Source organism: Shewanella insulae (genome assembly GCF_009831655.1).
Taxonomy (GTDB): Bacteria; Pseudomonadota; Gammaproteobacteria; order Enterobacterales; family Shewanellaceae; genus Shewanella; species Shewanella insulae.
Map to the genome: position 1 here is coordinate 40,853 of NZ_WRPA01000020.1, position 24,659 is coordinate 65,511.

The 24,659-nt window shown below is 52.9% G+C and carries 24 protein-coding genes; 18 read left to right on the forward strand and 6 right to left on the reverse strand.

The annotated features are described in order from the left end of the window. Positions 1-55: 55 nt before the first annotated feature. Together GNT65_RS17675 and GNT65_RS17680 are read left to right on the forward strand one after the other, a co-directional pair. Positions 56-865, forward strand: coding sequence for a substrate-binding periplasmic protein (locus GNT65_RS17675; protein WP_160798523.1), 810 nt, complete (start codon positions 56-58; stop codon positions 863-865). Between the two features lie 193 nt (positions 866-1,058). After that, the gene (locus tag GNT65_RS17680; RefSeq protein ID WP_160798524.1) at positions 1,059-1,892 is read left to right on the forward strand and encodes a GGDEF domain-containing protein; all 834 of its coding nucleotides are present in this window, start codon (positions 1,059-1,061) and stop codon (positions 1,890-1,892) included. A 9-nt stretch (positions 1,893-1,901) separates the two neighbouring features. Here GNT65_RS17680 and paeA read toward each other — a convergent pair whose 3' ends face one another. Continuing rightward, positions 1,902-3,227: a polyamine export protein PaeA gene (gene paeA, locus GNT65_RS17685; RefSeq protein ID WP_160798525.1), complete on the reverse strand. Its 1,326-nt coding sequence runs from the start codon at positions 3,225-3,227 to the stop codon at positions 1,902-1,904. 342 nt (positions 3,228-3,569) lie between these two features. On the opposite strand from paeA, the gene GNT65_RS17690 reads away from it, so the two are divergent. From GNT65_RS17690 to GNT65_RS17710, 5 genes are all read left to right on the forward strand, one after another. Then, complete coding sequence (locus GNT65_RS17690) at positions 3,570-5,090, forward strand: YifB family Mg chelatase-like AAA ATPase (RefSeq protein ID WP_160798526.1); 1,521 nt, start codon at positions 3,570-3,572, stop codon at positions 5,088-5,090. 115 nt (positions 5,091-5,205) lie between these two features. Continuing rightward, on the forward strand, positions 5,206-6,090 hold the full coding sequence (locus GNT65_RS17695) for an acyltransferase (protein ID WP_160798527.1): 885 nt from the start codon (positions 5,206-5,208) through the stop codon (positions 6,088-6,090). 24 nt (positions 6,091-6,114) lie between these two features. Then, on the forward strand, positions 6,115-7,062 hold the full coding sequence (locus GNT65_RS17700; protein WP_160798528.1) for an acyltransferase: 948 nt from the start codon (positions 6,115-6,117) through the stop codon (positions 7,060-7,062). 202 nt (positions 7,063-7,264) lie between these two features. Continuing rightward, complete coding sequence (locus tag GNT65_RS17705) at positions 7,265-7,966, forward strand: GntR family transcriptional regulator (protein WP_160798529.1); 702 nt, start codon at positions 7,265-7,267, stop codon at positions 7,964-7,966. A gap of 232 nt (positions 7,967-8,198) precedes the next feature. After that, a complete protein-coding gene (locus GNT65_RS17710) occupies positions 8,199-8,603 on the forward strand; it encodes a hypothetical protein (protein WP_160798530.1) in 405 nt (134 codons plus the stop codon). Positions 8,604-8,645: 42 nt separating this feature from the next. Here the strand turns inward: GNT65_RS17710 and GNT65_RS17715 are convergent, their stop codons facing one another. After that, positions 8,646-9,737, reverse strand: a complete 1,092-nt coding sequence (locus GNT65_RS17715; RefSeq protein ID WP_160798531.1) for a branched-chain amino acid aminotransferase — start codon at positions 9,735-9,737, stop codon at positions 8,646-8,648. 148 nt (positions 9,738-9,885) lie between these two features. Next, entirely contained in the window at positions 9,886-10,650 is a 765-nt protein-coding gene (locus GNT65_RS17720) for a TetR/AcrR family transcriptional regulator (RefSeq protein ID WP_160798532.1), read from the reverse strand. A gap of 187 nt (positions 10,651-10,837) precedes the next feature. On the opposite strand from GNT65_RS17720, the gene GNT65_RS17725 reads away from it, so the two are divergent. Genes GNT65_RS17725 through GNT65_RS17745 form a run of 5 tightly spaced genes read left to right on the forward strand, consistent with a single transcriptional unit; the run spans position 10,838 to position 15,149 of the window. Next, complete coding sequence (locus tag GNT65_RS17725) at positions 10,838-12,340, forward strand: flavocytochrome c (RefSeq protein WP_160798533.1); 1,503 nt, start codon at positions 10,838-10,840, stop codon at positions 12,338-12,340. 9 nt (positions 12,341-12,349) lie between these two features. Further along, complete coding sequence (locus GNT65_RS17730; RefSeq protein WP_160798534.1) at positions 12,350-12,703, forward strand: cytochrome c3 family protein; 354 nt, start codon at positions 12,350-12,352, stop codon at positions 12,701-12,703. A 29-nt stretch (positions 12,704-12,732) separates the two neighbouring features. Continuing rightward, entirely contained in the window at positions 12,733-13,473 is a 741-nt protein-coding gene (locus tag GNT65_RS17735; protein ID WP_239872455.1) for a cupin domain-containing protein, read from the forward strand. A 58-nt stretch (positions 13,474-13,531) separates the two neighbouring features. Beyond that, positions 13,532-13,987 (forward strand): DUF3299 domain-containing protein, encoded by a 456-nt coding sequence (locus tag GNT65_RS17740; protein WP_160798536.1) that lies wholly within the window; start codon positions 13,532-13,534, stop codon positions 13,985-13,987. Between the two features lie 34 nt (positions 13,988-14,021). Then, the gene (locus tag GNT65_RS17745) at positions 14,022-15,149 is read left to right on the forward strand and encodes a hypothetical protein (RefSeq protein WP_160798537.1); all 1,128 of its coding nucleotides are present in this window, start codon (positions 14,022-14,024) and stop codon (positions 15,147-15,149) included. A 126-nt stretch (positions 15,150-15,275) separates the two neighbouring features. Here the strand turns inward: GNT65_RS17745 and GNT65_RS17750 are convergent, their stop codons facing one another. Continuing rightward, a complete protein-coding gene (locus GNT65_RS17750; RefSeq protein ID WP_160798538.1) occupies positions 15,276-16,061 on the reverse strand; it encodes a TetR/AcrR family transcriptional regulator in 786 nt (261 codons plus the stop codon). Between the two features lie 332 nt (positions 16,062-16,393). Here GNT65_RS17750 and GNT65_RS17755 point away from each other — a divergent pair, with 332 nt between their 5' ends. From GNT65_RS17755 to GNT65_RS17775, 5 genes are all read left to right on the forward strand, one after another. Continuing rightward, positions 16,394-17,911, forward strand: coding sequence for a flavocytochrome c (locus tag GNT65_RS17755; protein ID WP_160798539.1), 1,518 nt, complete (start codon positions 16,394-16,396; stop codon positions 17,909-17,911). Positions 17,912-17,916: 5 nt separating this feature from the next. Continuing rightward, positions 17,917-18,285: a cytochrome c3 family protein gene (locus GNT65_RS17760; RefSeq protein WP_160798540.1), complete on the forward strand. Its 369-nt coding sequence runs from the start codon at positions 17,917-17,919 to the stop codon at positions 18,283-18,285. 41 nt (positions 18,286-18,326) lie between these two features. Beyond that, the gene (locus GNT65_RS17765) at positions 18,327-19,460 is read left to right on the forward strand and encodes a hypothetical protein (RefSeq protein WP_160798541.1); all 1,134 of its coding nucleotides are present in this window, start codon (positions 18,327-18,329) and stop codon (positions 19,458-19,460) included. A 166-nt stretch (positions 19,461-19,626) separates the two neighbouring features. After that, on the forward strand, positions 19,627-20,691 hold the full coding sequence (locus GNT65_RS17770) for a porin (protein WP_160798542.1): 1,065 nt from the start codon (positions 19,627-19,629) through the stop codon (positions 20,689-20,691). Positions 20,692-20,862: 171 nt separating this feature from the next. Beyond that, positions 20,863-21,606 (forward strand): cupin domain-containing protein, encoded by a 744-nt coding sequence (locus GNT65_RS17775; protein ID WP_160798543.1) that lies wholly within the window; start codon positions 20,863-20,865, stop codon positions 21,604-21,606. Between the two features lie 48 nt (positions 21,607-21,654). Here the strand turns inward: GNT65_RS17775 and GNT65_RS17780 are convergent, their stop codons facing one another. Beyond that, a complete protein-coding gene (locus GNT65_RS17780; RefSeq protein ID WP_160798544.1) occupies positions 21,655-23,025 on the reverse strand; it encodes an esterase/lipase family protein in 1,371 nt (456 codons plus the stop codon). Between the two features lie 176 nt (positions 23,026-23,201). Between GNT65_RS17780 and GNT65_RS17785 the strand changes: the two genes are divergently transcribed. Continuing rightward, positions 23,202-23,792 (forward strand): outer membrane beta-barrel protein, encoded by a 591-nt coding sequence (locus tag GNT65_RS17785; protein WP_160798545.1) that lies wholly within the window; start codon positions 23,202-23,204, stop codon positions 23,790-23,792. 40 nt (positions 23,793-23,832) lie between these two features. Here GNT65_RS17785 and GNT65_RS17790 read toward each other — a convergent pair whose 3' ends face one another. After that, positions 23,833-24,618 carry a DUF1223 domain-containing protein gene (locus GNT65_RS17790; RefSeq protein WP_160798546.1) on the reverse strand — a complete coding sequence of 262 codons (786 nt, stop codon included), beginning with the start codon at positions 24,616-24,618 and terminating at the stop codon, positions 23,833-23,835. Between the last annotated feature and the right edge of the window lie 41 nt (positions 24,619-24,659).

Sequence of the window (24,659 nt, forward strand, 5' to 3'; positions counted from 1 at the left end):
TTTGAGCAGGCCTCTGCTATACTGATTTCATCAAAGTAATTTCAAGAGGTTAGCTATGAAATCATGGGGACGCTTGGTCACTCGCCTATGCTGCGGCCTGGCCTTGTTAATCTCGGCGCTACCCGCCTATGCCAGGGCCTCCGTCACCATATGCGTCGAGAACACCGAATTCCCCCCCTTCAACTATTTCGACCGTGATCAGAGTGTCGAGCCCAGGAGTATCGGCTACGACATCGACATACTTAACCTTGCCTTCGGCCAGAGCGTCCTCAGCCACAGGGTGATCGCCCTGCCCTGGAATCGCTGCCTTAAGGAGGTCAAACAGGGCACGGTAGATGCGGCCATGAGCGCGTCGCTCAACGGTGAGCGTCGCCGCGACTATCTTATCTCCGCTCCCTACTATTACCTGACACCCAGCTATTACTATCTCAAGACCGACTTTCCCAAGGGGGTGCAAGTACAGCATCTGGGCCAGCTCATCGACTATGGCAACGTGTGCGGCATCAAGAACTTCAACTATGAAAACTTCGGCCTAACGCCCGACTTTCATCTGTTTCAAATCCGCAGTCTGGCCCATCTCCCCGAGATGTTGACCAAGAAGCGCTGCCAGTTCTTCCTCGCCCGCAAGGAGACCCTTAGTGGCACCCTGGCCATTAACAAGATGGATAGCTTTTACGCACTTCTCGCCGGCATCACCGTCCCCGATGCCAAACCTGAGCCCTTCTACATGCTGATCTCTAAAAATTCGCCCCACAAGGAGGCTATCAAGCAACTGTTCGATGCCAAGGTCAACAGCCTCAACAAGGAGGGCAAGTTACAGCCCCTGCTAGAACACCATTTGCAACTACTCAGCCAAGCCTATTAGCCCGGTGATACTAAGATAAGCCCAGTCCCATCTACCTTGCAGCCAACTTGGCCTATACTTAATACCGACATCTCAGCCACAAGACTTTCAAGCGGTTGGTAATCTCGACGTGACCTTAGTCCCTGGCTGATAACGGCACGTCCGAGCCATGGAATGGCATACTCGACGCCAATGCGCCCTGAAAGGGGGATACATGACCGCCTTTGCCATTTTCATCGTGTTGCTCGGTTTGATGGGACTGCTCACATCACTCATTCCTACCTATCAGATCTGCCTGTTGAAACCACCACAGTCCCAAGGCTGGCACCTGCTGCTATTGATGATTGGCCTGTTTATCTTCGGCTATCTGGGCTTTCTATGGATGCTACTCAATCGAGAGATAGGAACCTTGGAAATCGTGGTCTCGCTGGTGTTCTCCGCCGGCGGCGCCTTCGTCTGGTTAATCGTGAAGATGAGCAAGAAGACCATAGAGAAACTACAAGACACTCTGGACGATAAACACTACCAGGCCTATCACGACTCGCTGACCGATCTACCCAATCGCCACATGTTGTATGAGACCATGGAGCGGCTGATCAAGGAAAATGGCTCCTCCTTTACCTTTATCATGATGGACCTCGACGACTTCAAGATGATCAACGATAACCTGGGCCATGACGCAGGAGATAAGGTGCTGGAGATCATCGCCTATCGCATAGAGCGTATCATGCCGCCTCAGGGGCTACCCGTGCGCTTGGGGGGCGATGAGTTTGCCGTGTTATTGCCTAAGAGCGATCTGAGTCAGGCACAGCGTCTGGCCGAGCAGATCCAAAAGGCGGTGATCGAGGATATCCACTGTGAGGGACACCTGCTCGCCGTCGGCATCAGCATTGGCATGGCGCGGTATCCACAAGACGGCGAAGACAGGAAGACCCTGATGAAGAATGCCGACATTGCCATGTACCGCAGCAAGCAAAACAACAGCGACTACGAGAGCTTCTCTCAAACATCCGACCTTCCCCCACCTTTGGAGCCGTTGAGCCCCTGAGGCCCGGCCTCATACCTCGGCGCCAGTGGCCAAGGGTAAAGCCATCTCGGCGGGCATTCTGGTCACTAGCAGCTGATCCACCTTATAGGCATCGATATCGACCACCTCAAATTTGAAGCCGGCATAATTAACATAGTCGGTGCGCTTGGGGATCTTCCGCAGCATAAACATCATGAAGCCGGCGATGGTCTCGTAATTCTGACTCTGGGGGAAGGCCTCGATACCGAAGGCGCGCATCACATCGGTAATGGGGGTCACACCATCTACCAACCATGAGTCCTTATCCCGGGCGATGATCTGCTCCTCACTCTCATGGAGTGACCAGGCCCCCATCACCGCGCTCTGGAGATCGTTAGTCGTCACTATGCCCACCACTAAGGCGTATTCATTCATCACCACGGCAAAATCGGCCCTGTGATTCTTAAAATATTCCATGGACTCCGACAGGCTCAGGCTGTCTGGGATGATCAGACAGTTGTGCACCAGAGAACTGTCCTTTAGGGTGATGCTCTGACCATTGATCACCCTAATCAACAGCTCCTTGGCATCGACGACTCCCTTGATGGTGTCAAGCTGTCCATCACACACCAAAAACTTGGTATGGGGGTCTTCGGCTATCTTGCGCTTTATCACCTCCTCATCGTCCTGCAACAGGAAGTAGACCAGGCTCTCGCGCGCCGTCATGGCTGCCGTGACCGGCACAGTCTGCATCTCAAAAACATTCTCGATCATCTGCTGCTCATCCCTGTCCAGTACGCCAGCCTCGGCGCCGGCATCCATCACCGCATAGATATCGTCCGAGGTCACCTGGTCGTTACGGGCCGTGGGGATCTGCAATAGACGAAAGATGGTATTAGCCAGGCCATTGAACGCCCACACCAGGGGCGTCAACAGGCGGATACAGAAGATCATGGGCCCCACCAGCACCAGGGCCACCCGCTCAGGCATCACCATGGCGACCCGTTTGGGCATTAGATCTGCAATCAGGATAAACAGACTGGTCACTATGACAAATGACAGCACAAAGCTGAGCTGACTAAGCCAAGGTTCCGCCAGCCATGGCTGCAAACCCGCCTTGATATACGGAGTGAAGGCAGACTCGCCGACGATGCCACCCATGATAGCCACCGCATTTAGCCCTATCTGTACCACGGTAAAGAAACTACCGGGATGGGCCTGCAGCAGTAATACCCTTTCTGCCCGGGGATCCCCCTCGTCGGCCAACTGACGCAGACGCATCTTGCGCGCCGCCGCCAAGGCGATCTCCGACATGGAGAAGAAACAACTGGTGCCGATCAACAACAAAATAATCAAGACGTTATCAAGTAGACTCATTTTAAACCTAACCTAAACCTAATACAGGCCAGCGACGGCCAAGAGCCCCGGGATGGAGACCTAGTGACATTAATGCTAAATGATGTAAGCAATGTGAAGACGCCCAATGTTGGCGTCGAACATTATAATGATATAAGCCTTAATAAGGCGTGATTGAGATACCACCTCGAGATGCCAAAATGGCGAGAACAGCGCCGCGACAAGATGCAGCAGAATATATGAGGCACCTTTTATCAGAAACCGGCCAATAGGCAACTAAAATTTGTGCAGACAGCTCAAATAATACAATGCTGCTACACTTAGTCAAAAAAGGTTTAATAACAAAAACAAAAGGATTTGTTTATGGCCATTGCCTGCGTCACCACGCGCGCCAGCCTGGGCGTGGCAGCTCCCGAAGTCACGGTCGAAGTCCACCTCAGCAATGGCCTGCCCGCCTTCAGTCTGGTAGGACTCCCGGAAACATCAGTCAAAGAAGCCAAGGAACGCGTGCGTAGCGCCCTGATCAACGCCGGATTCGAGTTTCCCCAGCGCAGGATCACAGTCAATCTCGCGCCCGCCGATCTACCCAAGCAGGGAGGTCGCTATGATCTGCCCATCGCCATCGGCATACTGGCCGCCTCCAAACAGGTGCCCGATAGCCACCTAGAAGATCACGAGTTCATCGGCGAGCTGGCCTTGTCCGGACAGATAAGGCCCTGCTCAGGTATCTTGCCAGTAATCATAGATGCCCGCAAACAGGATAAGACCTTAATCCTGCCGCTGGACAATCGTGAAGACGCCGAACTGGTCGGCTACCGAAAGTGCTTCTTCGCCGCCCATCTGCAAGGCCTGGCTCAGTACCTACACGGACAAGGCTCACTGCCCGGCCTGACACAAGATCTGCAGTGGCTCGATACCCAACCTGACATGGATCACAAGTGCCTCAGCGATGTGATAGGCCAATACCAGGCCAAGCGCGCCCTGGAGATCGCTGCCGCCGGTAATCACAACCTGCTGTTTCTCGGCCCGCCGGGGACGGGCAAGACAATGCTCGCCAGTCGCATGATGCAGCTGCTGCCACCACTGGACTATGATGAGGCCTTAGAGGTCGCCGCCATTCACTCGGTAGCTGGGCTCAGCATTCCCATGCCGACATTTTATCAACGCCCCTTTCGCAGCCCCCACCACACTAGCTCGGCCATCTCTCTGGTCGGCGGTGGCAGTCATCCCAAACCCGGCGAAATCTCTCTGGCTCACCGCGGCGTGCTCTTCCTCGACGAGGTGGCCGAGTTTCCCCGCAAGGTACTCGACTGCCTGCGAGAACCGATGGAGACCGGCGAGGTGGTGATCTCCCGCGCCGCCGCCAAACTCACCTTTGCCAGCCGTTTTCAGTTGATCGCCGCCATGAACCCCAGCCCCTGCGGTGACAGTGCCAACGCAAGAGCCACCCCGGATCAGATCCAGCGCTATCTCGCCAGGCTATCGGGCCCCTTCATCGATCGATTCGATCTCACCATAGAGGTGCCACGACTGCCTCAAGGCACGCTTACCGCCAGCCAGCAGGGAGAGCCTAGCAGGATCGTCGCCAAGCGGGTGCATCGGGCGAGGGAGCGCCAACTGAGCCGCGCCGGGGTACTCAACGCCGAACTCAGCGGCAAACAACTCATCCAAACCGCTGGCTTCAGTCAGAAAGATCTCGAGTTTCTCGAACAGAGCGTCAATCAGCTAGGGCTCTCGGTACGTAGCTATCACAGGCTACAGCGAGTCGCCCGCACCATAGCAGATCTGGAGCAGAGCACCGAAGTCGCCCGCCACCATATCGCCCAGGCTCTTGGTTATCGCGCCATGGATCGTCTGCTCAATAGCCTTAAAAATCCTTATTAACGCCAAATATACCCATACTTTATTAAAGGTTATGTGGGCGATATGAACAGGATAAGATTGAGCAAATGGGCTCAGGCGAGTAACATAGGTCTCCGAATTTTTTATGGGGGCTTTAATGGGCGCGGTGTTATCACTAATAAGAGGCAGCTTGGCATTTAGCTGTTATGTCATCAACACCCTATTTTGGGTAATACCTATCTTATTGGTAAGTATAATAAAACTTATCCCTATCACGCCGCTACGTACCCTGTGTAGCTACCTGTTGGATCACTGCGCCACCGCCTGGATCAGCGTCAACACCTTTATCGAGCGTCTGTTTCATCGGGTGGATGTTCAGGTCGAAGGGGACGGCGAACTCTCGCCCAAGGAGTGGTATATGGTGATCGCCAACCATCAATCCTGGGTAGATATCTTAGTCTTGCAACGTATCTTGAATCACAAGATCCCCTTCCTGAAGTTCTTCCTGAAACAGGAGCTGATCTATGTGCCTGTACTCGGCCTCGCCTGGTGGGCATTGGACTTCCCCTTCATGCGCCGTTACAGCAGCGCCCAACTACGCAAGAACCCCAAGCTCAGGGGCAAAGATATTGAGATCACCCGTAAAGCCTGCGCCAAGTTTAAGACCAAGCCAGTCAGCGTGATGAACTTCGTCGAAGGCACCCGCTATAGACCCGAGAAACATAAGAAGCAGAATTCAGAATTTAACCACCTGCTCAAGCCTAAGGCGGGCGGTATGGCCTTCGCTCTGTCGGCGATGGGTGATCAGATCCATAAGTTAGTCGATGTCACCATCTACTATCCGGACAAGACCCCCAGCTTCTGGGATTTCATCTCGGGGCAGGTAAAACAGATCCGGGTACACATCAAAGTCAGCGATATCGCCCCCGAGATGCGCGGCGACTACCTCAACGATCGTGCCTACAAGATCAGTTTCCAGGAACAGCTCAATCGAATCTGGCAAGAAAAGGATGCCATGTTAACCAAGATGACTGAGCAGTAACCGCAGATAAGGTGTTTTAGGAAGATGCTAAATTTTTTACCCGGCCCACTATTATTCGTGCTCAGCCTAACGTTGTTGATCATCAACACCGTCATTTGGAGCAGCATCATCTGCATCGGCGGTTTGATTAAGCTACTCTTACCGATCGCCTTCCTGAGAACCGGTATTGCGCACCTGATGAACCGCTGCATGTGGAGCTGGGCCTGTATCAATGGCGGCATACTGTTTTTAATTGCCAAGATAGAATGGGACATCGAAGGCCTGGAAGGGCTGAAGAAAGATGGCTGGTACCTGTTGATCAGCAACCACCTGAGTGGTTTCGACATCGCCGCGCTGACCTATGTGCTGCGTAACAACATCCCCATGCTAAAGTTTTTCCTGAAGAAAGAGTTGCTCTATGTTCCTTTCCTCGGCTTAGGCTGCTGGGCACTGGATATGCCCTTCATGAACCGTACCAGTGCTAAGCAACTACGTAAGAACCCTAAACTCAAGGGCAAAGACTTAGAAACCACCCGGCGCTCCTGCGAGAAGTTTAAGAGCATTCCCACCTCTATCATCAACTATGTGGAAGGCAGTCGCTTCACCCAGGAGAAGAAGGCCCGTCAGCGCTCCCCCTATCGCTACCTGCTGCGTCCAAAGGCGGGCGGTATCGCCTTTACCATCTCCGCCATGGGCGAGCAGTTTACCAGCCTGCTCAACGTCACCCTGGTCTATCCCGACTCGGCCGACAACACGCTATCTGAGGTGATGCACGGCAAGGTAAAGCGTATCGTGGTGCGCATCGAATCCATGCCGGTACCCGAAGTGGACGATAAGCAATATTTCAACGACGCCGAGTGTCGTGCTCAGTTCCAGCGTTGGCTCAACGGCATCTGGCAACAGAAAGATGAGCAGATCCACCAAATCCTGGCCCGCTACAACTCAGATCAGCTGATCACCGAAGAAACCAGCTCCCTGGCCGAGAGCCGCTAATCTTCTCGAGACGAGCCGCCGTTTTCGGCGGTTCGCGCCATCATTGTCAACAAAAGACGTTAATGAAATCTCTCGCCAATCCATAGACCACTGACAAACAGTAATAAATCTTGCGTTAGACTTAAGTTTCAGCCATAGATTGTTGACAATTTTATCTGTCCACACTAATTTCATAACTCTTCCAATCCTCAAATGAGCCTTGATGAGCAAGCCCATGGCGTTAGACGCATTGACCACCATAGACAAGGAGACGCCTGCACTTACCCTAGCGGATAAGGCGCTACAGGCGATCCAGACCAGTATCATCAAGGGAGAGCTTGCCCCCGGCAGTAAGATCAACGAGCAGATGCTCGCCCAACGATACGGCATCAGCCGCGGTCCCACCCGGGAAGCCCTGCTGACCCTAGAACGGCGCCGCCTCATCGTCAGAGTCCCCCATGTCGGCGCCCGTGTTGCCCAGCTATCGATAGATGAACTCAACGACCTCTACCGTCTACGCAGCGTGTTGGAAGGCATGGCCTGCGAACTCGCAGCCCAACATATTACGCCAACGGCATTGATCCAGCTGCGACGCCTAATGGATAGCCAAGAGGAAGCGCTGGCCCAGGGAGACACCTATTTTCAGCAAGATGGTGATGTGGACTTTCATTATCGCATCATACGCGCCAGCGGCAGCCGGCACCTGCAGGAGACACTCATCGGCAACCTCTACCATCTGCTGCGCATGTATCGATACCAATGCACCAGCGAGGCGCGACCGACCAAGGCCATCGCCGAACACAGATGCATTGTTGAAGCTATTGCCGATGGCGATGGCGAATTGGCCAGCCTCCTTATGCGACGCCATATCGAACAGGGCAGACGTAACACGGAGAAACGACTTAAGGCGCTACAGGAAGAGTAGCGTCAAGTAGGTTCATGCCAGCGAACACCCGTTGGCATCGACTGGAAAAGGCCTTGCCCCTCCCTTCCGGCAAGGCCTTTTCTCTATATTAAGCGAGTGTCACTCATCTTTAACGCCAAATTATTGTAAATGTCACAAAACTGACTACAACTTTTAAGTGAATGCTAATATACTTAGCCGCCTAAATGAGCAAGATATATGCATAAAAACGCATTAACGGAGAGTAGTCGCTGTGAACCCACTCCATTTTATCGCTATACACAACCCGTCATCGCTTTTCCGCTTGGCTGCGCTCCTCGCATTACCGCTATTTGTCTCCGCCTGCCAGAGTAATGCTATTACCCAAACTCCAAGAGACTATCTAGAGGTCACTCCGGCACAGCTAAGCAAATATTGGGTTATCCAAGACAACACCCTGAATTGGCAGGGATTAGTTGAACAAAAGCAGAAACTCAATATCCATTTCGGCATCAACTCATCGGGAGAGCTAGTGGATCTTGAACTCGACGACTTGACCCTCTCACCCGAACAGAAACAAGCACTGCTCGCCAGATTTAGCCAGCAAAGATTTAACGCCACGGTCTACAATAAGGCGGCCCAGCCGGTTCGGGTCTCCGCCACCGTGATGTTCAATTAAAAAAGGCGCCTCAAAGGCGCCTTTTTATATCTGACTCAATGGTTAAGGCGCGACGCGCTCAACCTTTTGCATCCAACCTTCTGGTCCCTGACGCTTACCCTTCTGAATATCCGTCAGCACCTGATAGATGCGGCGGGTATGCTCACCCACCTGTCCATCGCCGACCGTTACCACTCTGTGATCCTCGAAGATATAGGAACCTACAGGCGACACCACGGCCGCCGTACCGAAGCCACCGGCCTCGACGATCTCGCCAGATTCGATATCGGCAATAAACTTGTCCAGCATTACCGTCTCTTGGCGAACCTCACAGCCCAGTGCTTCCTCTAATTCCATGATGGATTGAGAGGTAATAGACTTAAGAATAGTGTCGGTAAACTTAGGAATGATGATGGTGCCATCTTTTAGCACGTGGAAGTGATTCATCGCGCCCACCTCCTCGATCTGCTTGTTGTTGGCATCGAGATACAACACCTGGGCGGCGCCATATTCCGCCGCCGCCTTACCCGCCTTCAACGAGGCAGCATAGTTACCCGCCGCCTTAGAGGCACCGGTACCACCCGACACGGCGCGATGGAATCGCTCGGTGATCAGCAGACGAATCGCCTTATCGAAGCCATCGGCATAATAAGCCCCACTTGGACTCAGCATAACACAGAAGGTGTACTCCTGGCTCGGACTCACCGAGAGTCTGTCTTCGGTGGCAAAGATGAAGGGACGAATATAGAGACAGGCCCCTTCCTGCATCGGAAACCACAGCCTGTCGACGTCGATCAAGGCATTGATACCCGCCAGTTGCATCGCCTCGGGAATAGGCGGAATACAGAGCACTTCACCGCTTAAGTTGAGACGTTCGGCATTCCTATTCAGACGGAAGGTATAGATCTCACCGTCGTCATGCATGAAGGCCTTAGCCCCCTCGAAGATAGATTGTCCATAATGCAGAGCCATGGCACCCGGGGCCATCTCGAAGGGTCCATAGGGGACGATTCTAGGATCCCGCCACTCCCCATCGCGGTAATCCATTAAAAACATATGATCAGTTCTAAGGTTACCGAAGCCCACATTGGCCTCGGGCTTAAACTGCTCAGTGCGGCGTTCAGACGCAGGTTTTAAATTATAATTTATTTGCATTGCATACCACCTCGATAACTGATCTAGCAGACTATGGACGCCCTGCTTTAAAGTCAAGCTTGATGGGCCCCGCCATCAAACTCTTCATCGAGAGAGGAGTACAGATATATAAACAGCTAACCAAACCTAAGCATCTGTTTCACGACTGCTAATCGATTTCCCTGCAATGATGACGCTTGCCTATCTCGGCACAGGTCTCGCAGGAACGTACCTTACCCTCCCCCTTATCGAGAAACGCGCTTATTTTCTGAGTCATCTCCTGCATAATCTCTTTAGTAACAGGCGTCTTCCAACGGTAACGATTCATCAGGCTACTGATATGGCGATAACCAGTCTCATCGTCTGGGGTAAAGTAAAACTCATCCATCAACCTACTCTCATATGAAGAGGTCGCCCCTGCCAGGAAAAAGTATAAGGACTGCACCAGCTCCTTGACCTCCATCTCGGTTGCCTCGAGCTCCCCCGCGCTCACGGCATTATCGATAGGCTGACGAATACAACTCCAAAATAAATTGACCCTATTTCTCAGGACGTCAATTTTTTCCGAACTCGCTAACTGCCAGAACATGCTATTAATTGAGACGACACGCAATATATTAAATATTGGACTTCTTTTAACCACCTCGAAAGTAAATAAAACAGGCAAAACGGCAAGCTGATAAATATTAAATTGAGGGTTTTCCTTAATAAATACGGGGATGCGTGTAGATGTGGTATTTCTTAAGAAAAGACAAACTAATACATCTTCTTTTGATTCAAAATACTTATAAAGTGTATTCGTCGAACAGCCCGCCTGCTTTGCGATCTGCGCAAATCTAAAGGAAACAACCCCTTGATTATCAATCAACTTCTCAGCCTCATCCAGAAGTTGATTGCATCGTAACGCCTCACAGCTATCTTTCGGACAACGCATAAAACCACCATTTAACCCCTAATAGTTAACCTATTTTATGGTGCCCACACTATTAATATACTTAAAAGAAATATTTTCTTAACCAGCATCACATAAAACTTTCTCCCCCATATTAAAGTGTGATTTGGCGCATAATTGAGTGGCGGTTTAAAAATTATTGTTACCTCAAGTTAATCGGAGGTAACACATGCAAACAAGACGTTCATTTTTAAAACTAGGAGCTGGTGCCGCTGCGGCTGGCGCACTAGTTCCCTTCAGCGCAAATGCGAGCCCATCAGAGATAAAATGGGATGAAGAACATGAGATCATCATAGTAGGTTCGGGCTTCGCCGGCCTGGCCGCAGCGGTTGAGGCAGGTAAGCTCGGCGCCAAAGATGTTGTCGTATTCGAGAAGTTAGGGGTATATGGCGGTAACAGTACACTCAATGCCGGCCAGGCCTGCTTCGCCAACACAGACCTACAGAAAAAACTCGGCATCGAAGACAGCGCCGAACTAATGGTACAGGACCAACTCAAATCGGGACGAGGCTACGCCAGCGAAGAACTGCTGCGCCACAGCGCCGAATTAGGCCCCTATATCTACCAACTCACCAAAGATTGCGGCTGCGTCTATCGCGATCACATCATCAATACCGGCGGCACCAGTGCCACGCGCAGTCACCAGGTTGTCGAACGCAGCGGCTCAGGCTTTATTCGCCCTATGCTTAAAACCGCACGTAGCTACGGCGTCAAAACCAAGATCCGCCACAAGTTCGAAGGCCTGATCACAGCCGCCAACGGAAAAGTACTGGGCATCAAGGTACGACGTGGCTATCACTTCGGTCACGAAGACTCAGGCGAACTCATCAATGTTCGCGCCGAGAAAGGTGTGCTGATCGCAACAGGTGGATTCGGCGCCAACGTCAGCTTCCGTCAGGCCTTGGACCCTAACTTAGGCCCTGAAGTCGGCTGTACCAATGCTCGCGGCGCCACAGGCGATGGATTGATTGCCATGCTGGCCGAAGGTGCCATGCCCGTCCACTTGAGCTTCATTCAGTCCGGTCCGTGGGCCTCTCCCGACGAGGGTGGATTCGGCTATGGTGCCGGCTTCTCCCTCTACAACTTCCCGCACTCTATCGCAGTCGATCGCTCGACCGGTCAACGTTTCATGAATGAAACGGCAGACCGCAAGACCCGCGCCGATCTCGAGGTACAGCGTCGCGATACAGAGGGTAACCCTAACCCCGCACTGTTAATCGCACCGAAACATGAGGCTCAGAAAGATCCCTCAATGGAAAATGTGCTCCGCTATAACGTCGCCTGGGAGTTCGACAGCGTCGAAGCCATTGCCAAGCACTTCGATGTGCCGCTCAAGCCACTGAAGAAGCAGATTGACGACTGGAATACCTACGTCAAGGCGGGTGAAGACCCACAATTTGGCAAGCGGATGAATATGAGCACAGGTATTTACCTCACCGCGCCTTTCATAGTGCAGCGCCTATGGCCCAAGGTCCACTACTGCCAGGGAGGCATCCAAATCAACACCAAGGCCGAGGTCATTGCCGCCAAGACAGGCAAGAAGATCCCCGGATTATATGCCGCAGGCGAGGTGTCTGGCGGGGTCCACGGCGTCAGCCGTTTAGGGGGCTGCTCCACACCAGAATGTATGGCATTCGGTGTTACTGCGGCACGTTCAATCATGAAGGCATAAGGACTAAAAATGAACAAGATCAACATATTACTTGTGCTGGCATTGACTAGCTGCATCGCTCTTTCGGCTCAGGCGAGAGATAAACGCGAATACCACGACATGGTTTATGACTCCGGCTGTAAGACCTGTCACGACCAGGGTGCTAAACGCTTCCCATCAGATGAGGCCTGCCTGCAGTGCCACGACATGGGCGAGCTAGCAGAGCAGACCAAACGCGAAGGTCATGACGCCAAGCAGAATCCACACGATAGCATGCACTATGGCCAAGAAGCGCCATGCATGGAGTGTCACGGTGAGCACACACCAAAGCAGGCAATCTGTATGGATTGCCACAACTTTGATTACCCCAAATTTAAACACTAATAGGCGATTTATCGCCAAAGGAAATGATGATGAAAAAACTACTAATCACCTCTGCAATACTGATGACAGGCTGCGCCGTTGCTGCCGATAAACCAGCCGATAAGCCTTGGCACAACGAGAAGCCAACCCTATCGACCATCAATGCTCCGACTAAGACCATGCCTATGGTTTGTAAGCAGGAGCAGGCAATGGCTTACCTCAAAGAGCTGCAGAGTGGCGAAAAAGATATCTTCTCGGTCAAGTCAAACGACCATGGTGGTAAGGGGGCGAATGACTCAGGTTGGTTGACCTGGACGATTGCCGATCCCGATACGCTTATTCCATGTCCTGAAGGCGGCGCCAGTGCAACTGAAGTGGGTATGTGCTGGAAAGAGCTCAACGACGAACCTACGGTTATTGGTTTAGTTCGCGTCGCACCGGGTACGGCCATTCCTCATTACCACAGAGAAATGGAGTGCTACTACAACCTTAGCGGTGAAGGCCTAACCTGGGCGCAAGAAAGAATGCAGCCATTCCAACCTGGTGACTACATCGAGATCCCGAGTAAGGCGATGCACTACACACCTAATACCTATGACGATCAGGATCTGATCTACATGTACTGGTTCCCACTCGACGGCAAGTTCTCCACCTTTAAGTATCAATGGCCAAAAGATGTTGGCCCAGGTGAAACCCTGATGTTTGACTTCATCCCCTACACCAACTCACACGCCGTACGCTCGGGTAATGGCGGTTATGGCTGGGACGTCATTCAATCTTCTAAGAAGTAACGCTTAGTCTTCATTAGGCCAGAGTAAGGGGCCGTTAAGAGCGGCCCCTTAAATAACTATGAAAAAATACATTCTTATCTTTAGCTTACTGTTTAGCAGCAATCTTTTTGCAAAGGAACCGCAGGCGATCCTATGGAACAGTCTCGCCCCCGGGCCGGCTAAGCTCCCGGCCGAAGTCAACATTAACCAGGCTCTCGATGGTGAACGTGTGGTCATTCCCGGCTTCGTCATCCCATTGGATGCACTCGAGGGGCAGACACGAGACTTTCTGTTGTCGCCTCGACTAGGCGCCTGTATCCATAGACCGCCACCGGGCCCTAATCAATTAATTCACGTGACGTTTGAGCAGCCCATAGCACTTCCAGAGATTGAGCAACCTGTCTACATCTCCGGCAGACTTGCGGTGCGATCGGAAAAGAATGCCTTTGCACAAACGGGTTACTTCATTCAGGGCGATGAAGCTATTCCCTATCCAGTCAAAATCGCCCCTTCGGCAACGAACCACTCTCACTAAGCTCGGCACCGCGCAGTAAACTCTATAGGTAAACATGATGAAACAAGCCACACTCTTAAGCTCTAGCATCGCACTCGCCCTCGTTCTAGGCAGCGCAAGCACTATCGTCCACGCCGAAGATGGCATCAATGTCGGCGGTGCCATTCGGGTCAATTACGCTTATAAAGATTATAGTGACGCCTCTCAAGACAAAACTGGCGACTTTAGCTTTGACATGGCGGCCATCAAGTTCAACGGCCAAAAAGGCGACTGGGGTCTAGCGGCGGAATACCGCTTCACCTCAAGCACAGACTATATCAAGTATGGCTACGGCTACTACGACATAGATCCAGACTGGCAGTTACAGTTCGGTATCAACAAGGTGCCCTTTGGTAATCCAGGCTTCATATCCAATAGCTTCTGGTTCGGTATCCCTTACTACCTAGGTTTCGAAGATGATCATGATGTAGGTATCAAGGCCATGTATGAGAAGAATGGCTGGCACACAGACCTGGCCTTCTACAAGAACCCTGAATATGGCCCGACAGAGAACAAGCGCTACGCAACCGATCTCTACACAGGCACCATCAACGGCACCGAGTACAACAACGAAGAGACCAACCAGTTCAACGTGCGCCAAACCTATACCCTGGAGCATGAAGGCGGCTCGACGACGCTAGGTGGTTCAATGCAATATGGTCAGATCTACAACAGCAAGACAGGCAACAATGGCGATCGCTATGCCGTGGCGCTGCACCTGGACAGCAGCTACAAGGGCTGGAATCTTCAGCTACAGGCCATGCAGTATGAATATGACGCCGCCGACGCCGTAGATCCCAACAAGATCGGTGTCTCTGTGGTGAGCTGGCAATATGAGATCGCCTCCAAGGGCCAGGCCTACAGCGTCAACGTCGCCAAAACCTTCAACACCGACTGGGGTAGCGTGAAGTGCTACAACGACTTTGGCGTGATGACCCCGGATGTCGCCGACGAAAGCTATGACAACAGCATGCAAAACGTCACAGGTTGTGCCATCGCGGCAGGCCCTACCTACACCATGATCGATCTCATCATGGGCAAGAACATGACCTTCTCTACCGCCAACAACGACCATGTGGGACTCCCCGAGGTCGGCAACGATTGGGATAAGCGGGTCAACATCAATTTTGGCTACTATTTCTAACCTAGACAACACAAGTTAGGTGGCAGTTGCTCCTACCACCTAATTTACCTCTTTAGGGCCGCACTATTGCTCATCAAATCACACCGACAAACTTAGGCCCGGCCCTCGACCCTATCGAGGGCTTTTTTACTGATAGGCCTGCCTGACACAGGCGGTGCGATCTTTCAGGTTTACCCCTGACAGTGCACTGCAAGCCGCACAGGTCATGTGGTCACGATAGTGTTGATCGAAAAATGCTTTGGTTCTCGCCTCGAGACCATCGAACAGCTCGGGCGTCAGAGGCTGAATCCACTTGTACTGCCCCATCAGCCTAGCCAGATGGCGATAACAGGTTTCTCGTCGATTAGACAGATATTCGGGCGCAATCAGCTGGCTCTCAAACTGAGTCAGCGACCCGGTCAGATAGAAGGTAATTCCCTGCACCAACTCCTTTATCTGAAGCGGCGTTGCCTGTAACTCTCCCTGCTCCACGGCAGCATAAAGTGAGTCGGTAAACCAGCCCCAGAAGGCATTGATGCGTTTTTTAAAGCGCTCCACCTTCTCATCGCTGGCCAGCTGCCACACCATGGTATTGACCGAGACCGAACGCAGGGTGAAGAAGCTCTTGCTGCGGCTAATGGTTTCGAAGGTGAACAACACAGGCAAGAGGACTTTCTCCAACTCGCTCAGCTCTGGATGCTTGTCGATAAAAATCGGTAGGTGGTTCGATGTCGCGCTGCGTAAGAACAGACACACCAAGACATCTTCTTTACGCTCGAAAAACTTATACAGGGTTCCGGTGGAACACCCCACCTCTTTGGCCAACTGGGAAAACTTAAATGAGACGATCCCCTGAGACTCGATGAGCAGCTCGGCAGCATCCAATATCTGATTGCAACGCATCATGGGCAAGGTTTCAGTGGGACACTTCATCGTTTGTACCTTCATCATAGAGAAGCCGAGAGTATGTGCTGATTTTGATTTTGAATTACAGCGAACGCCGATTTAATCGGGACTAACCTCACGCAATGGGGTCTTTATTGCACCGCTTTGTGAATTACGTCAAACAAACATTCACCCAGGAAAATTCACCCTATACCCAGTTACGGCAACATTCTTCCCGCACAGCAAACATTTCAGAAAACTTATTCGAGACCTGGTTCACGAATAAGTTTGCCACCCCAAGAAAGCCGTGACTTAGTTCAACTTTAGCCCTCCACAGAACCTCTATCTTTGGCTGCATACAGAGACAGAGGACACTTTAGATGCACAACAGAAGAAATTTTTTAAAGCTTAGTGCGGGTGCAGCCATAGGCGGCATGGCCGCCGCGCTACCTAGCACCAGCTCGGCGAACGAGTGCAAGGCGATTAAATGGGACGAGTCTCATGATGTCATAGTGGTCGGTTCAGGCTTCGCCGGACTCTCTGCCGCCCTCAACACCAGGCGCCAGGGAATCGCATCGGTATTGGTACTCGAGAAGATGCAGGTCATCGGCGGTAACTCTGCGATCAACGGCGGCTGGCTAGCCATTCCCAAGAACCCTGTTCAACTGGCCCAAGGCATCGAAGACGACTCACCGGAAGAGCTGGTCAAGGATCAGATCATCTCGGGTCGCGGCATGCAAAACGAGGCAGCGCTGCGTCAGATCGCCAATAGAGCCTTAGATGCCTACGAGCTGTGTATCGGCACGGGCGTAAAATTTCGCGACGGCTTTAACATTCAGGTCGGCGGGCATAACAAGGCTCGCGCCATACGAACTCAACACGGCACGGGTGGCGACATCACCACCAAGCTGTACGAGGCGGGTGTCAGAGAAGGTGTCGAATATCGCCTGCAGCATTACATCGAAGACTTCATCATGGACGGTCAGGAGATCGTCGGCGTCAAGGTGCGTAAGAACTACCGCTTCCCCGACATCACCACAGGCAGCTCTATCTACATCAAGGCGAACAAGGCCGTCATCCTGGCCAATGGTGGCTTCGCCCGTAACATGAAGCTGCGCGAAATGGTCGACCCTTCACTGGACCCGACACTCGATTGCACCAATGCCCTTGGCGCCACCGGCGAGGTCACCCTCACCGCCATGGCTCACGGCGCCCTACCTGTGCATATGAACCTGATCCAGACCGGTCACTGGGGCTCCCCTGACGAGGGCGGATTTGGCTGGTCAAACGCCCTGCTCTCTATCGGCTGGCACCAGGGAGCAGCCATCAGCGTCCTCAATGGCAAACGCTTCATGGACGAGCGTGCAGATCGCAAGACCTGCTCCGAAGCCATCATGAAGAACCGCTATCCAGACAACAGCCCCGCCTACCCTGTGGTCTTGTTCAACTACGAGAAATACAAGGACGACGACCGTGTGGTACGTGCACTGCGCGACAAGATGGCCTGGAAACTGGACAGCCTCGATGAGATCGCCAGCAAATTCAACATCCCGGCGGCCGAGCTCAAGCGCTCCATTAGCGAGTACAACGGCCACGTTAACGCCCGTAAAGACCCGCTGTTCAAGCGCAAGATGGACACGGCCGAAGTGCTCACCGGCCCGTTTGTAGTCTCGCGCATCTGGCCCAAGGTGCATTACTGCATGGGCGGCCTGAAAACCGATCTCGCCGCCCGGGTTATCGATGGCCGCTCCATGTCGCCCATCAAGAAGCTCTACGCCATAGGTGAGGTCACGGGGGGCGTTCACGGCGAGGCTAGACTCAGCTCAACCTCTTGTCTCGAATGTTTGGCGATGGGAATCGTCGTCTCTGAAACCATCAAATCTGACGCGCAGGCTTAATCACTATGAACAAATGTATTTTAACCCTCTTACTCGGACTAGCACTCTCTTCGGGCGCCTATGCGGGCGAGCTCGTCAAGATGAAGGGCAAGACTCAGGGACGCACCAACCATGAGTTTATCTATCAGGACGGCTGCCAAGGCTGCCATCAGGGTTCGGGTAAGAAGAACGCCACAGACAGCGCCTGCGTCGAGTGTCACGGCGAGATCAACAGCATCCCGGTAGACGAGAGCAGGCTGGCGATCCCAGAGGCCCATCCGCACAAGTCACTGCACTACAACCAGGGAGCAAGCTGCCTGGCCTGCCATGGTGAGCATGAGAAGAAGGCTCCCGTGTGCGCCGAATGTCACCGCACCTGGTTTGGTGAGATGTAACGATTTCTGAAGTAAATACTTAAAAATACTAATAGGTAATGATGATGAAAAAGACCACTCAATTTATGTTGTCCATGGTCGCCACAGCGATCGCCCTCTCTGCTTCTCCGGCATTTGCCCAGGAGCAGGAAGATGGCATCAATGTCGGCGGCGCGGTACGTGTTAACTATGGCTATAAAGCCTATAGCGATGCCTCTAAAGACAAGGGCGGCGACCTGACCTTCGACATGGCCGCCATCAAGTTTAACGGCAAGAAAGGCGACTGGGGCCTGGCGGCTGAATACCGCTTCACCTCAAGCACAGACTATATCAAGTATGGCTACGGCTACTACAACATAGATCCGGACTGGCAGCTGCAGTTCGGTATCAACAAGGTGCCCTTTGGTAACCGCGACTTCATCTCCAACAGCTGGTGGTTCGGCATCCCCTACTACCTGGGCTTCGAAGATGATCATGATGTAGGTATCAAGGCCGTGTATGAGAAGAACGGCTGGCACACAGATCTGGCCTTCTACAAGAACCCTGAATATGGCCCGACAGAGAACAAGCGCTACGCAACCGATCTCTACACAGGCACCATCAACGGTACCGAGTACAACAACGAAGAGACCAACCAGTTCAACGTGCGCCAAACCTATACCCTGGAGCATGAAGGTGGCTCGACCACGGTTGGCGGTTCTGTACAGTACGGTCAGATCTATAACAACAAAACGGGCAATAACGGTGACCGTTATGCGGTGGCGCTGCACTTAGACAGCAGCTACAAGGGCTGGAACCTTCAGCTGCAGGCCATGCAGTATGAATATGACGCCGCCGACGCCGTCGAACCCAACAAGATCGGTGTCTCTGTGGTGAGCTGGCAGTATGAGATCGCCTCCAAGGGCCAGGCCTACAGCGTCAACGTCGCCAAGACCTTCAACACCGACTGGGGTAGCGTGAAGTGCTATAACGACTTTGGCGTGATGACCCCGGATGTCGCCGATGACAGCTATGACAACAGCATGCAAAACGTCACAGGTTGTGCCATCGCGGCAGGCCCCACCTACACCATGATCGATTTCGTCATGGGTAAGAACATGACCTTCTCTACCGCCAATAATGACCACGTAGGATTACCCGAAGTGGGCGACGATTGGGATAAGCGGGTCAACATCAACTTCGGTTACTACTTCTAAGGAGCAACCTAAGTGCTCGGCAGAAACCGACTCGCTCTCACCCGGTTTCTGCCATTTTCCCTTTATTGAGATTCAATGCGGCTCCCCAAGCAGACGCATTTTAGATCTGGCCCTATCTGATAGGGCTTTTTTTTCATTTCCCTCTCCAACAATCAACCCCAAGACTATGAAAACATACTTAAGCTGTGCCCTCTTCTGCCTCAGTTTTTCGGCCATACCGGCTCATGCCACCAGCATTGAGTTGGGGGGATTTCTCAAGGCCAATGCACGCTATGTCGACGGTAATATCGCCTATCAGGACAGCTGGGCCGGCGACGGACAGGTGGCTCCATCGGCTAAACGCACCCAATTCAGCGCTCAGGAGAGCCGCTTCAATGTCAGACTCAATCATGAGCAGATCATCGGCTTCGCCGAGATAGACTTTGTCGGCTCCGCCCAGGGGAATCCCATCATCTCCAACTCTTATGCTCCAAGACTCAGGCACGCCTTCATTCAGTACCAAGGCTTTACCGCCGGGCAAACCTGGTCGACCCTGGTCAACACCAGCAGCTTCGCCGAAACCGCCGATCTCGGCGGCCCCTTGGTCGGCCAGGCCATGGTCAGACAGGCGCAGTTTCGCTTTAGCACCACACACTGGCAATTTGCCCTGGAAAATCCATACACCTATGGCACCACTAGACCTGACAACCAGGGGCAGACGCAATGGATAGACACCAACAACGATTATCTGCCCGACACCATCATCAGATATAACCAAACCGGCGACTGGGGCAATGTATCCGTATCGGCCCTGATCCGCTATCTCGACCCAGACTGCAGCCGGCAGTGGGGTGGTGGACTCTCTGTGGGCGCCAAACTATTCACTCTCGGCCGGGACGATCTGCGCCTGCAACTGCACTACGGCAACCTGGGGCGTTATGTGGGAACAGATGCAGCCAGAGACATCATAGAGGGTGAGATAGAGACGTCGCTGTCGGGCATGTTTGCCTATCGCCATTTCTGGAGCGAGCGCAGCCGCTCGACCATCTTCTATGGGCGCACCACCACAGAGGTCGAACAGACGGATCGCCACCATTGGGGCATCAACCTGTTTACCGACCTCACACCTGCACTCAGTGTCGGCATTGAGTTAGGACGCTATGAGATTGAGGATGCCATTAGAAATGCCGCGGCTCCGCGCCCACGAGGTGCCTCCAACTATGCCCAGCTGAGCATGCAGCTTTCGCTGTGAGAGGCGCAATAGGTAAGATTATTCGCGAGCCAAGTCACGAATAAGTTTGCTGTTAAAAAAGTGACGTGATCCATTTCACCTTTACAACAAACTAATCACTTTATCGTTAGTCCATACACAAATTTACACCCAAAATAGCACGGCCTCAGGGCCGCAAAAAATAGGACAGGAATGATGAAACTAAAAATGCTCTTAGGTGTTGCCGCACTGGCTTCAACCACAGCCGTGGCCCAGGGCCCACAATGCAACCATGCCCAGCTGCCATTTCAGCAGATGACGCCGGTGCCTTACGACAGCACACCTTACTCCCCACAGGACACTATGCCAGAACAGTGTAGCAACCCTGAGGTCGAGGCCTATATCGCAGATTGGGAGGCGGGCAAGATTGACTTCACCACCATCCAGGCCAACGACAGCATCGCCGCCGATCAGCGCTTCTGTAAGACCCTGGATGACGATGGCAATATCCTGGAAGTGAAAGACTGTGACCGCACAAAGTCGCCTGTTGGTTATATCTGGAAAGAGCTATCTGACAGCCCTGTGGTGATTGGTATTACCGATGGTGGCAAGTCAGACCATGCGCCTCACTTCCACGGTCAACCTGAGTGTTACTACGTGGTCAACGGCGAGGGACAAACTCTGGCGGACAACCAATTTAAGAAACTCGGTACCGGCCAATACTTCTATATTCCCGGTGCAACCATCCACAACACACCTATCATGTCTGACAAGGGGCTGGGCGTGATCTACTGGTACCCAAACAACGCCCATTTCGACGGTTTCAAATACTACTGGCGTAAAGACGTGAAAAACCTACGGGTTGCCGAAGAAGCCTTCGATCGCGTAGATGCCATTCGTAAGCGCGACCTTAACTTAGGCCCATATGGCACCAACCAAGCCTTCTTCAAGAAGTAATCTCGGCCGCTAAGCCTAAAAAGGCGGAGCCTCGGGCTCCGCTTTTTGCTATTCACATCTCTTTTCACACGACGAGTCTGGGGAGATCCCTTTGAAATCCTCCGGCTCGCCAATCTTGGCGAAGCTAAAGGTATTGGGGGCTATGTAGCGCTCGAGCTGAATATCCAGCATCAGGGTCTGATCGGCGCCAAACAGCTGGGTTAGCTGCTGGGGCTCGCAACGAAACTCGGCGCTCTTGTAATGGCAAAAACCCTCGTTGGGTCTGGGGATCAACTTAAGCCCCAGCTTGCCTGCACGTATCTTGGAAAGCTTGTTGGCATCCAGATAAAAAGTGATCACATTACCGTTGACGCTGTTACGCTGCTTATCTCGCACCATGGCGCGGGGCAACTTCGAGGCGTGATACTCATCGCCCGCCAGCAGATAGCAGTCGAAATCGGTAACGCTATGACCCAAATGGTCGAACACCCGCACCACTAGCATGCAGAAACGGGGCGGCTTCCTGCTCGCCTCCGACGCCTCCGCCATCTGCTCCCTGAGTTGGCGATATACATGAGGGCCGTCGACCGCCAGGCAGGCCAGGATGTCGTCGACTACCGGCTTGTTCGCGGCATTTCGCTGGGTCACAGAGTTCATGATCCCCATCTTGCGATTGCTATGACTCGCCTTAGGCACTATGCCAAGGACGCAGGGCTCAATTGGTTGACTCAGCTGGGTCAATGTTAGGGTCTCGGCGCACTCGCCGTCGAAGCTCTGACATTGCTCGCCAACTTGCTGGGCTAACTTGGCGTAAACAAAGTTCATGTTGGCGGCGCACACCCGCACCACTCCGTCCGAGCCTGCCTCACCGGTGTAACTATTCATGTAATCATATAGAGCACCGTCTATGGCCTCTCCGGTGAGCACGAAGGGATAGACGCCGGCACCCAGCCAGTCCTTTTGCAGCCAGCTCAGGTTGAGTTCGTGTTGGCCGTCACTGCCGAGCTCCAACCAATCCAATACACGCTGGCCGGGCTCGACCCCATCGAACCAGGCTTTGAGTCGGCTCACCCTGGATTTACCCAGCTGCGCCAGGGCCGAGCCATGATTGGCGGGGGCCAACATGATCAGGTGCTGCAGCGGCGTCGATTTAGCTTCTTTGTAGTAGCGACACAACCAGTGGCGTATCAGAGGGCCGCCTGTGGAGTGAGTGATAACAGAGAAGGGTTCCTCACCCAGCTCCGCGCGGCGGGCGGCCTCGAAGGCAATGCTGAGATCTTCAAGCGTCACTGCATCGTTAAAACTGATGTAGCGTCCCAGGTAAATATGCTGAATATCCAGGGCCAAGGCCTCGGGGGCCAGCTTGAGCAATGCCTGGGGCAGCTCGCCATAGGTCTGGGTACTGGTGACACTCCATCCATGTACAAACACCAGTTTCATCATCACACTCCTTATTCATTTCGACACTCGGTCGGTTGCCCTAAGCCCCGCAAGTCCACATCTATAGACAAGACACATACAACCTAACTTGCAGATCTCATTCAGTTTTGGTTCAGCAAGGCTAACTTACTATGCCCTCAACGAAAACAACACCACCTTTTAAAAGAGAGCATATTATGACTAAGAAGACATTAGCAGTAGCCGCAGTGATCACCGCAGCATTGTCAGCGCCAACCATGGCCGCAGATTGGTTCATCGGTGGCGGTATCGGTTCACAAGAGAACAACTACAAGGTAGATATCACCGAAGCCGTCGATCCAGACTTCAGCAAGGGCAGCTTCAAAGATTCAGATAGCGACATCATCTATGAGCTACGCGGCGGTGTTTACCTCAATGACAACAACCGCGTATACGGTACTTACTCTTACAACTCAGACGACTTCGCTAGGCAACAGAGCTTCTTGATGTCTTACGACTACCTAGTCGGTCTGGATGCGAACAACAAGTTCAACTGGTTTATCGGTGCGACTGCGGGTGTGAACCACACTAGCCCTGACACAGATATGCTGGAATCTAAGAACAACTTCGTATGGGGTGGCCAAACAGGCTTCATGTACAAGATCAACGACAGCCTGAGCACAGAGATCGGCTACCGCTACCTGAAGCAAGACTATGAGAAAGGCTTCGCTTCAGAAGCAGGCGACAAGGCATCATTCGCACTGGATGACAGCCAGCAGGTTTACCTGTCTGTAGACTATCGCTTCTAAGCCACGTCTTCACAAGAAAGCCCCGCAAGGGGCTTTTTTATTATTCATCTATTGGCTCATTCTCCAGCCAATCCCCAACCGCGAGCAGGGGGAGATAATCTTGTTCTATCCAGGCCACCCAGGCCAAGCGCTTCGCCTCTCTGGCCTCACCGGGTAAGGCACCCACAGTGCCTGAGAAGCTTACCTGGGTAGCGTCAATGCCTCGAAAGTGCTCATGACTTAAGACCACGAAATCTTCCACCAGCCGTTTGCCACTATTCTCTCCCCTACCAACCTGAGTCGCCATGCCGCTACCCAGCAAGGCAAGATGCAGGGTGAGTCCCTCATTACTCGCCAACCGGCTATCGAAGCTGGCCGTGAACTCTTGCCCTTCTATGGTCAGGCTTAATCTGCCCACCAGCGCTCGCTTGTCGGACTCGTCGGGTAGCAACGCCTGCCGCCCCGGGCGCCACTCTCGGCCATTGATCACCAGCTGCGGGGTATAGACCTGGGAGATGCCCTTGTGATTGAGGTAGTCATACTGACGTTGACTGAAGGCGCGTTTAGCGAAGGGATCTTTCCAGCCGAGGTAGTTCCAGTAGGTCACATGAAAGGCCAAGGGAAAGTAATCGCGCCAGAGGCCGGTCTCTTGTTTGAATCCCGAGAGCCAACGCTCCATGGGAGGGCAGCTACTACAGCCTTGGGAGGTAAACAGCTCCACCACCAGGGCTTGCTGCTCACCGCTACGCTTGTGAAACTGGGTCAGCGTCTGAACCGCAAAGGCCGGGAGAACCAATAGGCTAAGTATGAGCGCAAGTATGAGCAAGAAGGTGACTTTACTCGACACGGCTTATCCTCCAAGATGAAGTGTGTCTATTCAATAGACCC

What these genes read in the sequence shown, in the direction of transcription:
- GNT65_RS17675 (WP_160798523.1), top strand. Translation starts at nt 56, where the DNA reads ATGAAATCATGGGGACGCTTGGTCACTCGCCTATGCTGCGGCCTGGCC.
- GNT65_RS17680 (WP_160798524.1), top strand. Translation starts at nt 1,059, where the DNA reads ATGACCGCCTTTGCCATTTTCATCGTGTTGCTCGGTTTGATGGGACTG.
- paeA (WP_160798525.1), bottom strand. Translation starts at nt 3,227, where the DNA reads ATGAGTCTACTTGATAACGTCTTGATTATTTTGTTGTTGATCGGCACC.
- GNT65_RS17690 (WP_160798526.1), top strand. Translation starts at nt 3,570, where the DNA reads ATGGCCATTGCCTGCGTCACCACGCGCGCCAGCCTGGGCGTGGCAGCT.
- GNT65_RS17695 (WP_160798527.1), top strand. Translation starts at nt 5,206, where the DNA reads ATGGGCGCGGTGTTATCACTAATAAGAGGCAGCTTGGCATTTAGCTGT.
- GNT65_RS17700 (WP_160798528.1), top strand. Translation starts at nt 6,115, where the DNA reads ATGCTAAATTTTTTACCCGGCCCACTATTATTCGTGCTCAGCCTAACG.
- GNT65_RS17705 (WP_160798529.1), top strand. Translation starts at nt 7,265, where the DNA reads ATGAGCAAGCCCATGGCGTTAGACGCATTGACCACCATAGACAAGGAG.
- GNT65_RS17715 (WP_160798531.1), bottom strand. Translation starts at nt 9,737, where the DNA reads ATGCAAATAAATTATAATTTAAAACCTGCGTCTGAACGCCGCACTGAG.
- GNT65_RS17720 (WP_160798532.1), bottom strand. Translation starts at nt 10,650, where the DNA reads ATGCGTTGTCCGAAAGATAGCTGTGAGGCGTTACGATGCAATCAACTT.
- GNT65_RS17725 (WP_160798533.1), top strand. Translation starts at nt 10,838, where the DNA reads ATGCAAACAAGACGTTCATTTTTAAAACTAGGAGCTGGTGCCGCTGCG.
- GNT65_RS17730 (WP_160798534.1), top strand. Translation starts at nt 12,350, where the DNA reads ATGAACAAGATCAACATATTACTTGTGCTGGCATTGACTAGCTGCATC.
- GNT65_RS17735 (WP_239872455.1), top strand. Translation starts at nt 12,733, where the DNA reads ATGAAAAAACTACTAATCACCTCTGCAATACTGATGACAGGCTGCGCC.
- GNT65_RS17740 (WP_160798536.1), top strand. Translation starts at nt 13,532, where the DNA reads ATGAAAAAATACATTCTTATCTTTAGCTTACTGTTTAGCAGCAATCTT.
- GNT65_RS17745 (WP_160798537.1), top strand. Translation starts at nt 14,022, where the DNA reads ATGATGAAACAAGCCACACTCTTAAGCTCTAGCATCGCACTCGCCCTC.
- GNT65_RS17750 (WP_160798538.1), bottom strand. Translation starts at nt 16,061, where the DNA reads ATGAAGTGTCCCACTGAAACCTTGCCCATGATGCGTTGCAATCAGATA.
- GNT65_RS17755 (WP_160798539.1), top strand. Translation starts at nt 16,394, where the DNA reads ATGCACAACAGAAGAAATTTTTTAAAGCTTAGTGCGGGTGCAGCCATA.
- GNT65_RS17760 (WP_160798540.1), top strand. Translation starts at nt 17,917, where the DNA reads ATGAACAAATGTATTTTAACCCTCTTACTCGGACTAGCACTCTCTTCG.
- GNT65_RS17765 (WP_160798541.1), top strand. Translation starts at nt 18,327, where the DNA reads ATGATGAAAAAGACCACTCAATTTATGTTGTCCATGGTCGCCACAGCG.
- GNT65_RS17770 (WP_160798542.1), top strand. Translation starts at nt 19,627, where the DNA reads ATGAAAACATACTTAAGCTGTGCCCTCTTCTGCCTCAGTTTTTCGGCC.
- GNT65_RS17775 (WP_160798543.1), top strand. Translation starts at nt 20,863, where the DNA reads ATGATGAAACTAAAAATGCTCTTAGGTGTTGCCGCACTGGCTTCAACC.
- GNT65_RS17780 (WP_160798544.1), bottom strand. Translation starts at nt 23,025, where the DNA reads ATGAAACTGGTGTTTGTACATGGATGGAGTGTCACCAGTACCCAGACC.
- GNT65_RS17785 (WP_160798545.1), top strand. Translation starts at nt 23,202, where the DNA reads ATGACTAAGAAGACATTAGCAGTAGCCGCAGTGATCACCGCAGCATTG.